This window comes from uncultured Campylobacter sp. (assembly GCF_938018035.1).
In the GTDB taxonomy this organism is placed as follows: domain Bacteria; phylum Campylobacterota; class Campylobacteria; order Campylobacterales; family Campylobacteraceae; genus Campylobacter_B.
This window is the reverse complement of the sequence record NZ_CALIJF010000301.1, coordinates 1-12,557: the sequence shown is the minus strand read 5'-3', so window position 1 is coordinate 12,557 and position 12,557 is coordinate 1. Positions and strand designations below refer to the sequence as shown.

Below are 12,557 nucleotides of genomic sequence, written 5' to 3'. Positions count from 1 at the left end.
CGGCGTAAATTGCGTGGGTAGCGTAAATAACACAGGTGACACAGGCGGCGTAAATTGCGTGGGTAGCGTAAATAACACAGGTGACACAGGCGGCGTAAATTGCGTGGGTAGCGTAAATAACACAGGTGACACAGGCGGCGTAAATAACGCGGATGACGCGAGCGATGTGAGCAGTGCAGATGAAGCAAGCAAAGCAAACAGCGCGAACCATATAGGCGAAGCACCAAAGCTCTACATCGTCGTGGGGGCCGACAATTTAGCCGAGCTTCATAAATGGCGCGACTTTAGCGAGCTGCAAAAATTAGCGGAGTTTGTCGTGCTTACGCGGCCCGGCTACGAGATCCCGCGGCAGTGGGCGAGCCTAAAGCGGATCGAGATTGCCGTAGATGCGAGCTCAAGCGGTTTTAGGCGAGATTTCAAAGGCGAAATCCCGCCCAAGATCGCAGCAGAGGTCATAAAATTTTATAAAAGGAAAGATATGCAAGATCCAAAGCAAAGGGCGGAGCGGATCGCCGAAATTTTAAACGAAAAGAAAGCCGAAGACGTCCAGATCATCGATATGGAGGGGCGCGAATATATCGCGAAATTCGTAGTTATCGCCACTATGCTGACCGCCCGCCACGCAGCCTCGCTCATCGAGGAGCTAAAAAGCGTGCTTAAGCCGCTCGGCGAGGAGTTTTTGGCTATCGAAAGCGGCGATGAGTGGAGCGTCGTCGATCTCGGCGACATCATAGTCCATCTCATCAGCGAGACTTACCGCGCCAAATACAATATCGAGGACTTCCTCGACAAGCTCAAAAAAGAGCAATTTTAAGGAGGGAGCGTGCCGAGACAGACATGGAGCAGCAAGCTCACATATATTTTAACCGTCGCAGGCGCCACGATCGGCTTTGGCTGCACGTGGAGGTTTCCGTATTTAGTCGGCGAAAATGGTGGTGGCGCCTACGTGCTCATATTTTGCATCGCGATGATCGTGCTTGGAATCCCGATGATCTTGGTAGAAAATGTCATCGGACGCCGCGCGCTAAGAAACTGCGTCGATGCCTTCACGGCGCCTAAAAAGGATGGCTCGCGCATAAAGCCCGCATGGAAGATCGTAGGCATCATGGGCGTAATCGGTGCGTTTGGAATTTTAGCCTACTATATGGTTCTCGGCGGCTGGGTGCTAACCTATATCGTAAACATCGTAAGCGGCAACTTCGACCTCTCCGCGCGGATCACAGACCCCGCATTTACGCAAAAATTCTACGCAGATCACATCGAAAATAGCCCGCTCGGCGTCGGAGCTTACACGATCGTTTTCATAGCGATCAACTGGTACATTTTGAAAAACGGCATCATCGAGGGGATCGAAAAATTCGTAAAATTTCTAATGCCCGCGCTATTTTTATGCTTCATCGCCGTAATTCTTACAAATTTAACGCTTGAGGGCGCAAAGGAGGGCGTGAAATTTTACCTCGGCGTCGATTTTGCCAAAATTACGCCCAAGCTTTTGATCGACGTTTTGGGACAGGTCTTTTTCGCGCTCTCGCTCGGATTCGGCGTGATGATCACGCTGTCGAGCTTTTTAAACAAAGACGAGAAGCTGATGCAAACAGCCACCATCACCGCGGTCGTAAACACGCTCATCGCCGTGCTTGCAGGCTTTATGATCTTCCCGTCGCTCTTTAGCGCGGGGCTTGAGCCGAGCAGCGGCTCGTCGCTGGTTTTTAAGAGCCTGCCGATCGCGTTTTCGCATATGCCATTCGGCAACGCCGTCGCAGTGGTCTTTCTCTCGATTTTGCTCATCGCCGCGCTTACGACGTCGATCACGATCTATCAGGTCATCATAAATTTCGTCGAGGAGCGCTTCTCATTTTCAACGCTAAAGGCGGTAAATTTAACGCTCGGCGGCGTCTTCGTGCTCGGCAACCTGCCCTGCATACTCTCAAGCAGCGTGCTTGCGGACGTTAAAATTCTAGGGCGCTCGGTTTTCGACGCCTTCGACTTCGTAAGCGCGAACGTATTTTTCGTGCTAACGGCGCTTCTGTGCTGCATCTACGTGGGCTGGGTGCTGAAAAAGGACGCGATCTACGAGCTCACCAACGAAGGCGATCTAAGCGCGCGGCTCGCGGGAGTTTGGTTTTTATACGTCAAATTTATCCTGCCGCTCATCATCGCGGTGATCTTCGGGTACGGGATTTTCGGCCAAATTTAAAGCCGCAAGAGTTTTAAATTTTAAATTTGTCCACGGCAGTGCGGCTCACTTCGCCGCAATATATTTTATGCCAAGGCGCGATAGAATTTTAAAATTTCATTTGCCGCCACACTTTAAAATTTCCGTGGCAGGCGCGCGATAAATTTAAAATTTAGCCGCAATTTAGGGGTTTTCAATGCTTCTGTTTTTTCTTACGATCTTTCCGATATCGCTGATGCCGGGCATCAACATGACCTACGCGCTAAATCTCGGCATCGCGCGCGGCTATCTTAAGGCGCTGCCCGCGCTACTCGCGCAGGTGCTGGGCGTCGCGCTCGTGGCGCTTGCGTGTATATTTGGCGTCGCGGGCATTCTGCTTGCGCACCCTGCGGCGCTTAGCGCGATTAAAATTTTAGGCGGCGCGTACATTTTCTATCTGGGCATCGCGACCTTTTTAGCGCGCGGAAATTTTAAGCTGCAAAAACAGAAGCGCAGCGAAAATATCTTCCTACAAGGCTTCGTAGTCGCGGTCTCAAACCCCAAAGCGTGGATATTTTTCACCGCTCTCTTTCCGCCGTTTTTGGACGCGGACAACCTTTTCGGCGCGCGCACCTTCGCCCTCGTCGCTACGCTGTGCATAAGCGAAAGTATCTGCCTTAGCATCTACGCGCTGGGCGGAGCGGTGCTAAAAAATCTGCTAAAAACCCATCTGAAATATCTCGAAATTTTCTGCTCTGTGCTGATGTGTGCGATCGGGCTATGGATGATTTTGGGTTAAATTTTGATTGGACTTGGCGCCCGAGCTTTGATGAATTTTTAAATTTAAAAGATAGATTGAAAAGCGGTATTGCTGCGGCTAAATCTCAAGAAAAGCTCTTAAAATTTAGCCGTTAGCTTTGAATTAAAATTTTAAGCGATCAATCGCGTGTGCCAAGCGCCGCAGCGGCTATCGCCCAGGGTTGCCTACGGTGCGTCTAAGCGATTTGCGGGCAGCGGTTATCGTCCGCAGCGGATCTGTGTCCATGGCGAACATGCGGCATGTTTAAGCGATTTCGGTGCTACAAATAGTGAGTGCTGCCCTATTCGCGCCGTGTCCGCAGCCAACCCATAGCGAACCTACGAGCGCTTAAGAGATTTCAGCTTTGTGTACTGCACGAGCCGTATCCGCTCTACTCGGATTATGCGCTTAAACGGATTTTAGCTCTGCGGGTAGCACCGCTTCCGTTTGTGACATGCCCGCGCAATTTAAAATTCACGCAAGCGAAGCGCAATGGACTCAGATTTTTGTATCGCCGCATCCGCTTAAATTTTAAAATTTAATCTCTGCCGTGAAGCTCGTCGATGTAAAATTTCACCGAGCCGAGACCCTCTTTTTTAGCCCATTCGTAGGCGCTTGAGACGAACTCCCAGTTGATGCCTGCGTAGAATTTCTCCAAATATTTCGGGCGCGCATTGTGCTCATCGATGTAATACGCGTGCTCCCAAACGTCCACGACTAGAAGCGGCACGAGCCCCTCAGTTACCGGCGTAGCGGCATTTTGGGTCGCTTTGATGCAAAGCTTGCCCGATTTCGGATCGTAAGCGAGCCACACCCAGCCCGAGCCGAAATGCGCCGTAGCGGCAGCCAAAAACTCGCTTTTAAAATCCGCAAAATTTTCCGCTAGCGCCGATTTTAGCTCCGCAGACGGCTCACTAGGCTTTGCGATGCAATCCCAGTAAAAATCGTGGTTGTAAACCTGCGCTGCGTTGTTGAAAAGCCCGCCGCTAGCCGCCGTTACGATCTCATAAAGCCCCTTGCCCGCGAACTCGCCCGATTCGGTAAGTTTATTTAAATTTGCCACGTAGGTCGCATGGTGCTTGCCGTGGTGATAATCACAGGTTTGCTTGCTTACGACCGCGTTGTGCGCCGCATCGAACGGCAACTCTCTAAGTTTAAACATCTTTCTCTCCTTGAAATGAATTTTGAAGCGATTATAGCCTAAAATTTCTAAACGAATAATAAAATTTATTATTTAGGATTAATTTTAAGATGAATTTCAATCTAAGCCATCGCAATCGCGCTTTAAATTTAAAATTTAGGCAGTCTATAAACGCCAAAGCTTCGCTTTACCCTCATCGGAGCGCTTTTTGTGTACGACCGGGCGTACGGGTTTAAGCGCGCTGCCGATACGCATGAGCGGCTATTTACCGTCATCTGCGTAATTGCGAACTTTTTATATTTATGCTTGCTTTGAAATACATAGCGCTGCGCTCGCATACGTCCTATACACGGGATCGACACAATCGGTGCCGTGATCTTAGGCATATTCGTTCGCCGCGAGAAAATTTCTGCGCGCAAAGCGCCTGTTATTTCTCATGATTTCAAGCGCCGCGATGCTGAAATTAATTTAGAATTTTGGCGAATTTAGCTAAGCTTAGCGCTAAATTTAACGCAAAGGAAAACCATGAAAATCATCGAAGGCTCGCTTGCTCTTAAGGGCAGCGAAAAGATCCTAATCATCAACGCCCGCTTCAACCACATCATCACCGATCGCCTAGTCGAGGGGGCGCACGATGCGTTTTTGCGTCACGGCGGCAAGGAGGAAAATTTAAGCCTGATGCTAGTGCCTGGCGCTTTTGAGATCCCGCTCGCGCTTGAAAAGGCGCTAAGCTCCAAGCTCTACGACGCCGTCGTCTGCCTAGGCGCGGTGATCCGCGGCTCTACTCCGCATTTTGACTACGTAAGCGCCGAGGTAAGCAAAGGTATCGCAAACACCATGCTAAAATACGGCGCGCCCGTGGCTTTCGGCGTGTTAACTACCGATAATATCGAGCAAGCGATCGAGCGTGCAGGCGCGAAGGCTGGCAACAAGGGCTTTGAAGCGATGAGCAGCGCGATCGAGCTTCTAAGTCTATTTCGCAACATAAAGGCGTAAAATGGCCACCAGACACCAAGCCAGGCTCGCTGCGATCTCGCTGCTTTACTCCCGGGATATGAACGGCGGCGGCGAGGACTTTGCGGACGAGTATCTGGAAGAAAAGCGCATTCGCAACGAGCAGCGCAACTGGACGCTGGCGCTTCTGCGCGGCGCTAGCGAAAATCTCGCTGCAGTCGATGCGCTGATAGATGAAAATTTAAAGGAATTCAAGCTCGCCGAAATTTCGGCTCTGGAGCGCGCGATACTGCGACTCGGGGCGTATGAACTGCGCTTTACGGACACGGATGCGGGCATCGTCATAAACGAAGCGATCAACTCCGCCAAAGAGCTTGGCATCTCGCCAAGATTTATAAACGGCGTGCTGGACGCGCTAAAAGATAGCCCCGTAAATATCGCGGCGGATAAAATTTCCAAGCCGAATACGACGGCAAGCGTAAATTCCGAGCTATCCTCGACGACAAGCGAAAATTCCAAGCCCGCTGCGGTGAAAAACTCCGCTATTTCGGACAGCAACGTTGCGGCGAAAAATTTCATCCCCGCAGGCGCGGACGGCGAGACGAAAAATTTTACTAAGGCAAAGCGGAGCGGTACGCCGAAAAATTCTACGGCAAGCAGAAGCAGACCGTCTAAAAAGCCCGCTAATTTGAAAACTCGCAGCGCGTCCGCAAAAAAATCCGAATCCGCCGCGAGCAAAAAATTTAAAACGGAGAAGAATTTCAAGACCGGAGATAAATTTAAGACGGAGAAAACGGGCAAAAATTTCAAAACGGGCGAACGAAGTAAAAATTTTAAGACAGGCGAACGAGGCAAAGACGCCGCGTCGAAAAAAGAGGGCGCTGATAGGAATTTCAAAGTCGGCAAAAACGCGGCATCGAAAAAGAGCGCTGCTGGTAAAAATACTGCACCAAAAAGTAGCGCTGGGCGTAAAAGCTTTACCGCGCCGAAAAAATCTGCTGGCGGCAGAGGCACCCTCTCAAAAAGACCCGCGGGCAACAAAGGCGCAGTACGCGGCAAGGATAAGCAGTGAAGCTCTGCGTCGCGCTTGATCTGGGCTCGAAGCAGCAGTGCTTACAGCTAGCGGAGGGACTTGCGGACGTTGCGGATAAAATTTGGCTAAAAGTGGGCTTGCGAGCCTATTTGCGCGACGGAGCAGGCTTTGTGGAGGAGCTAAAAAAGCTCGGAAATTTTAAAATTTTCCTCGATCTAAAGCTCTACGACATCCCAAACACGATGGCAGACGCCGCCGAGGAGATCGCCAGGCTCGGCGTAGATATGATAAACGTACACGCAAGCAGCGGCAAACGCGCGATGGCTACCGTGATGGAGCGGCTGGATAAGCTAGCTTCGCGTCCGCTGGTGCTTGCAGTCTCTGCGCTAACTAGCTTTGACGAGATGGAATTTAGCGCGGTTTACGAGCAAAATTTAAGCGACGCCGTGCGAAAATTTAGCGTGATGAGCTACGAAGCGGGGCTTGACGGCATGGTCTGCTCGGCGTTCGAGAGCCGCCTGATAAAGGACGCAACGAGCGCAAAATTCATCACTCTCTGCCCGGGCGTAAGGCCGTTTGGCGAGAGTGCGGGGGATCAAAAGCGAGTAGCGGATCTGGGCGCCTCGCGCGAGGCGGGGGCTGATTTTATCGTGGTAGGTCGTCCGATCTATCAAAGCGCCGATCCGCGCGAAATTTGCGAGCGGATTTTAAGGCAAATTTATGAGTTATAAAAGCAGTGTTTTAATAAAGAAAAATAAGCGCGAAAAGCTTTCCGACATATTTTTAATAATATTTCTAAGTTATAAGGAGAAATTATGAAAATTTTAGATCAAATAAAAGCCATTGATGAACATATTTGTAAAAGTATAGATAACAATTCGATACTCAAAGATCGTGGTTTTTTGTCACAAGATATTCTTCCTCAGCTTAGAAATTTAATAGAACATTGTTCGATGTATATAAATCTATGTCTTAATGGATTAGATGATAACATAAGTTTAGAAGAAGCAAAGAAAAAAATACCGTCAATACCAAGCAGAGTAGCTAGTATAAGCAACGAATTTAGATTCATAATAAAATTTCATAATTTACTTCAGATATCAGAATCTCACTATACACATGATAAGAATAATTCAGAACGATTGATGTTAAAATATTATGAATACATGTTGCGTTTAAAAAAACTTTGTATAAAAAAATTTAATTTAAAAATCCTTAATAATTTACATAAGTTTCCATTAGGACTAGATAAGAATTTAGACGAGTATTATGAGAAAATTCTATTAGAGCTAAATAAATTTGAAGATTTTAAGTTAAGTTCAAATAAGAGCAACAAAAATAGGTATTATGTTTGGAAAATCAAGCCCGTTTTTATAAAAGAAGAAATTATTTATGAGATTACTTTAACCAACGCTACGGATAATGTTAGTAAATTTAGTCGCATAGTGGCTTTTAGTAAAACAAGCATAAATGGCAATTATGCAATAAAAGCAGTACTTGATAAAACCAATATATTTATTCAAAATAAGAGTATGCCTATTCTGCTTATATCGGATATTGTAGTGTCGATAAGACCATGCGAATTTGAAAATTTTGCTAATATTTTTACAAAAACGGTTGGCAATTTTGGTTCAAGCACTGAAATACAGAGGATTAATGACTATATTAAAGGAATGACTGCAATTTACTTGATATCATTTATTTTGAAGACAGTGAGTATGATAAATTTAAACAAGAAATTAGTAGTGGGCGTATACAGACATTTTTTCTAGATATCTTAAATAAATGTAGAGATGCTTGTTTAAACAATTCCAAAGGTTCCAATGTTTTAAGATATTTACTCTATAAAATGAATAACAAAATTATAAAAGAACAAATTTTAAAACCAAAATATAATTACTCGACGGGCTTAATAAATGATAAGCCAAATTATATATTATCTAATTTATATTTAAAGTATGAAAGCATTCCTTTTGACGATATGCCGTTTGTTTCAAGTCTGTGCGGACACAATCCAAAAATATCGGACTTGCTTGAATGCATTGAGTATAAAAATAGAGAGCACGAGTTTCTGGCTAGATTTATAATTCAAAATACTCAAGACAACGGAGTTTTATACACAAAAAAGAAGGAGTTATCATCTTATTTTAATAATTTGGATAATTTGGTTCAGAATTTTAATAACTTACTTTATGAAAAGCATAAAGATCGAGCAATTTGTAATTGGAATGGAAACTATTACATTAAAGAATACGAAGAAAATGTAATAAAAATTCTTACACAATTAAAACAGTTGGCTCAAAATGGCATAATTGATTACGATAAATTTATTGCGTCCAAGATAGAGGATTGTAAAAAATATATAGATGACGAAGTAAAAATAGATGTCATAAATAAGATTTTTTTAAAATCAAAAGTTGCTTTTATCTATGGAGCCGCTGGGACTGGAAAATCGACTTTAATAAACTATATTTCAAATTTATATACGTCTCAAAAGCAAATTTTTCTAGCCCAAACAAATCCAGCTATAGAAAATCTAAAAACGAAAGTCGATAATGCCAATAATGCTAATACGAGGACGATTACAAAATTTTTAGGCGATAAAAGTCAAGATATTGAATGTGAGTTGCTTTTTATTGATGAGTGCAGCACCGTTAGTAATGCCGATATGGTAAAGATAATAGAAAAGGCCAAATTTAAACAACTAATTTTAGTCGGAGATACGTATCAAATAGAGGCTATACAGTATGGTACCTGGTTTAATATAGCAAGAGATTTTTTACCAAAATATTGCCTGTTTGAGCTTAAAAAGCCGTACAGAACCAATGTCGATGAGTTGTTAAAATTTTGGGAGAGTGTTAGAAATTTTAAAGATGAGGGTAATACAATAACAGAATTTTGCGCATGGGGTAAATATTCTTTAAACCTAGACGAAAAGAATGATGAAATTTTTAAGAAAGAACATGATGATGAAATTGTGCTTTGTTTGAATTACGATGGTCTTTATGGGGTAAATAATATTAATAAATTTTTACAAATAGTAAATAAAAATCAATCTTTTGAAATCGGAAATTTTGAATTTAAAGTAGAAGATCCTATTTTATTTGTGGATAATAATTTTTTTATAAGCGATTTACACAATAATTTGAAGGGAAAAATAATAAAAATTATAGACAAAACAGAAGAAAATGAACTCTATTTTGAGGTAGAAGTCGATAAAATTTTTGAAGACGGTCATGTTTTTACTGCCGGCTTAGAACTTATTTCTAAAAATGATAATAAATCTATTGTTGGTTTTAGTGTAGATAAAAATATAAATACAGATAATGATGGTGATATTGAAAAAATTCCATTTGTATTGGCTTATGCTATTTCTATTCATAAATCACAAGGCTTGGAGTATGATAGCGTAAAAATAGTGATTACAAGAGAGATTGAAGAAAATATCTCGCACAATATTTTTTATACAGCGATCACTAGGACAAAAAAATATCTTAAAATTTACTGGTCGCCTGAAACTCAACAGCATGTAATAAGGAACTTTAATATAAAAAACAATAAAAATGACGTCAAAATTTTAAAAGTAAAGAATAATATTTAGTAAATTTTAAAAAGATATGTTAAGTTTAGAAGATTAGTAATTTTGGAATAGAGAATAGCATTTTATAATAACTGCAGAATTTTATACCTGCACTATTTTAAGAATGTTTTGGGCAAAGCCCATAGTTTGACAAACTGTTAAAAGCGCGAATATGAACCGAATAGTAACACATCGAGCTCGGAAAGAGGTTCGACCGGCATAGTCTGTCTGCTTACGAGAGCTGCCTGGTAAGGATGCATCAAAAGGCGAGCCGGCACGGCAGCAAGATAAAATTTAGCGAGCTCGTGGCGTTTTTGAACGAAATTTAAAATTTCATTCAAAGCGGCGAGCTTGGCGGAGCTGAAAAGAAATTTGAGGTAAATTTGAGCGATTTTGGGAAAATCCCCTATGTCGGCGAGGAGACAGAGGCGGATCTGTTGGCGCTGCTTACGAGGATATCGCTTCGCTAAAAGACGCAGATCCAGATGAGATGTTTGAACGCACAAAGGCGCTCCGGGCGCGGCAGATGCATCCTCTACGTTTACCGAGGCCAGCTACTACGCAAATACGCCTCGTCCCGACAAAGCCAAGCTGAAATGGTGGCTTTGGAAGGATTAAATTTTCAAATTTGACCCGCGCAGGTCGTTGAAAGCGGATCCGTTTAAATTTGATCGAATTTGCAAGCAACCGACGCGGCTGTATTTGCGGCACAAAATAGCGCCGAGTAAAAAGCGTAAATTTAACAAGCACTTTAATGGCGACGGCGTAAATTTTAAGCGCGAGCTTTATGTGCAGCGCAAAGAGCGTAAATTTAACGGGCGCGGCGTAGCGGCTAGTGCGAAGTACAAACATAGCCGCAATATGAAATTTTGATTTATTCATAGGCACGCTTTGCGATGAAGCAGCCTGCACGAAATATAAAATCGCTCCGATTTCTGGCAAGCGTGCGCCGAGCCGTATATGCGTCGTAAATATAAAAGCGGCGACAGTCGGCATCTTTAGGCGGGCAAGGCGGCGGCCTTTCACGACGGCAAGGAGTGACGGCTGATATTTAATCGCGCTATGGAGAAAATGAAATAGGCGGCGCGAGTTTTGCTTTTAGGCTTAAATTTTACAGACGCGACGCAGATTCTCGCGCGAGCTTTACGAGCGGCGCGCAGAGCGTAAATTTAACGGGCGCCGTATGATGGGGGGGCGCAGCAAAGCGAAAGGACGGTAGGGATGAAATTTTTTGCTATTTTGATTTTGTGCGCGAGCGCGGTTTTGGGCGAGACGATCAGCGCGAAATATGAGATTTCGTTCGGCGTTTTCGGCGCGGTCGGCAGCGCAAATACGCGGCTCGTGCGCGAGGGTGATCGCTACGAGATCGTCATGGATGCCGTTGCGCAGGGCGTCGCGGGCAGCCTAAGCGGGCAAAGGCGCGAGAGCTTCCGCTCAAAGGGGCGCGTCGTGGCGGGGCTTTTGATGCCCGATCTCTACGTCCACGAGGTCTCGCGCAAAAAGGGCAAAACGACGAAAAACGAGCGCAAAACCTACGCCTTCGACTACGCGCGCAAAACGATAAAATTTCAAAAGTTCAAGGGCGCGGGCGGCGAGCTACAGCTCGTAAGCGATGAAATTTTGCCTTATTTTGCGACGAACGACCTGCTGAGTTTGTTTTTCAATTTCTCTAAAATCCCGCACTCGGGCGATAAATTTTTCGTCCGAGCCGCGGGCGCAAAGAGCGCCGACGGAAGGATCGACATCGAAAGGCCGCGCGGAAGCGCCGCCGCAAATATCGCGAGCGAGCTTGGCGTCGCGCCGCCTAGCGATGCGGATACAAACTCCGGCGCAGCGGCAAGCGCAAGCTCTAGCGGAGCAGACACGAAAACCGGCACAACGGACGTAAATTTTAAAGGGCACGGCGCGGGCACGGATAAGCAGGCTGCGGCGATCTACGTGGTTTTCATCAACCAGCCGATATTTTCGAGCAGCCGAGGCGAGCTACACCTGAGCCTAAACGAGCGCGGCTACGCCGATCACGCCGTTTTGAAGGACGTGCTGCTCTTCGGCGATATCCGCGCGCGGCTTGTGGAATGAGACTTCGTAAATTCGAAAAATACCTGAGTTAAAAATTTTTAACTCTTAAAAGATAATTTGGCGCGTCAAGGTCTTTATTAAATTTTAGTTCCATATATTTTTTAAGCTCGTTATATTCTTTATTAGTGGGTATAAATATAAAAAATTTATTGTAAAGCGCGTCTATAATTAAAGCATCGACAAACCTACATGAAAATAATCCGCCCTTAAACAGATGAAAAATCATTTGCGGTGTAAAAATGAATACAACCGCTCCCATACAGCAAAATAACATTATGAAAACTATCATAGAATCATCAAATATCGCACCATAAATATAAGCGAGTACGTATATGGCAAGACAGGTTTTTCCTGCGATTCTTTCCGTTTCCGTATATTTATGTGTTTCGCTTTCATAAAAAAATGCGAAAGTCTTTTTGAAATATAAAATCTCATCAAATTTCATTACGAGCTGCTCGCCTGATTTTATACATTTTATGCTTGAGTTTAAAAATATAAATTTTCTTCCGTAATGCTGCGAAAAACCCTTAAGGACTCTGGCAACTAAAGGTACAGTAAGTAAAATATTTGCAACTTTTCTATCGTAGGGGATATTAAATACTAAATTTATAAACATGGCAAAACAAAGCAATACCGCTATAGTTATAATATATACGATCGTTATATAATCTTTGATGACTAACGGTTCTTTATCGTAATCACGAGTTTTAGCGCCCCGCGATGAAACACCGCCCGGGTTTAAATTTTGAAATTTTACCTCATCTTTTGAGTTTAAATTCATGTCGTTTAAATTTCTATCTCGAAAATTTGCGCCGC

10 protein-coding genes and 3 pseudogenes are annotated in these 12,557 nt (G+C 44.3%); 11 read left to right on the top strand and 2 right to left on the bottom strand.

The window, feature by feature from the left end:
- From rsfS to Q0257_RS09105, 3 genes are all read left to right on the top strand, one after another.
- Positions 1-814, top strand: an 814-nt coding sequence (gene rsfS, locus Q0257_RS09115) for a ribosome silencing factor (RefSeq protein ID WP_298024275.1), incomplete at its 5' end; no start/stop codon positions are given.
- Positions 815-823: 9 nt separating this feature from the next.
- Positions 824-2,197 (top strand): sodium-dependent transporter, encoded by a 1,374-nt coding sequence (locus Q0257_RS09110; protein WP_298024273.1) that lies wholly within the window; start codon positions 824-826, stop codon positions 2,195-2,197.
- Between the two features lie 175 nt (positions 2,198-2,372).
- Positions 2,373-2,954, top strand: coding sequence for a LysE family translocator (locus Q0257_RS09105; protein WP_298024271.1), 582 nt, complete (start codon positions 2,373-2,375; stop codon positions 2,952-2,954).
- A gap of 538 nt (positions 2,955-3,492) precedes the next feature.
- Here the strand turns inward: Q0257_RS09105 and sodB are convergent.
- Complete coding sequence (gene sodB / locus Q0257_RS09100; RefSeq protein ID WP_297942027.1) at positions 3,493-4,116, bottom strand: superoxide dismutase [Fe]; 624 nt, start codon at positions 4,114-4,116, stop codon at positions 3,493-3,495.
- Between the two features lie 504 nt (positions 4,117-4,620).
- On the opposite strand from sodB, the gene ribH reads away from it, so the two are divergent.
- The 8 genes and pseudogenes from ribH (at position 4,621) to Q0257_RS09060 (ending at position 11,741) form a co-directional block, all read left to right on the top strand.
- Positions 4,621-5,091, top strand: coding sequence for a 6,7-dimethyl-8-ribityllumazine synthase (ribH, locus tag Q0257_RS09095; protein WP_298024269.1), 471 nt, complete (start codon positions 4,621-4,623; stop codon positions 5,089-5,091).
- A 1-nt stretch (position 5,092) separates the two neighbouring features.
- Positions 5,093-5,467 (top strand): annotated as a pseudogene (nusB, locus tag Q0257_RS09090) (transcription antitermination factor NusB); the annotation flags it as partial.
- A 650-nt stretch (positions 5,468-6,117) separates the two neighbouring features.
- Positions 6,118-6,813 carry an orotidine-5'-phosphate decarboxylase gene (pyrF, locus tag Q0257_RS09085; RefSeq protein ID WP_298024267.1) on the top strand — a complete coding sequence of 232 codons (696 nt, stop codon included), beginning with the start codon at positions 6,118-6,120 and terminating at the stop codon, positions 6,811-6,813.
- Between the two features lie 84 nt (positions 6,814-6,897).
- Positions 6,898-7,854, top strand: a complete 957-nt coding sequence (locus tag Q0257_RS09080) for a hypothetical protein (protein ID WP_298024265.1) — start codon at positions 6,898-6,900, stop codon at positions 7,852-7,854.
- A gap of 77 nt (positions 7,855-7,931) precedes the next feature.
- Positions 7,932-9,683: an AAA family ATPase gene (locus tag Q0257_RS09075; protein ID WP_298024263.1), complete on the top strand. Its 1,752-nt coding sequence runs from the start codon at positions 7,932-7,934 to the stop codon at positions 9,681-9,683.
- A 362-nt stretch (positions 9,684-10,045) separates the two neighbouring features.
- Positions 10,046-10,280: pseudogene (locus tag Q0257_RS09070) on the top strand (helix-hairpin-helix domain-containing protein).
- An 84-nt stretch (positions 10,281-10,364) separates the two neighbouring features.
- Positions 10,365-10,535 carry a hypothetical protein gene (locus Q0257_RS09065; protein WP_298024261.1) on the top strand — a complete coding sequence of 57 codons (171 nt, stop codon included), beginning with the start codon at positions 10,365-10,367 and terminating at the stop codon, positions 10,533-10,535.
- A gap of 348 nt (positions 10,536-10,883) precedes the next feature.
- Positions 10,884-11,741: a DUF3108 domain-containing protein gene (locus tag Q0257_RS09060; RefSeq protein ID WP_298024259.1), complete on the top strand. Its 858-nt coding sequence runs from the start codon at positions 10,884-10,886 to the stop codon at positions 11,739-11,741.
- 28 nt (positions 11,742-11,769) lie between these two features.
- On the opposite strand, the pseudogene Q0257_RS09055 reads toward Q0257_RS09060, so the two are convergent.
- Positions 11,770-12,557, bottom strand: a pseudogene (locus Q0257_RS09055) (hypothetical protein); the annotation flags it as partial.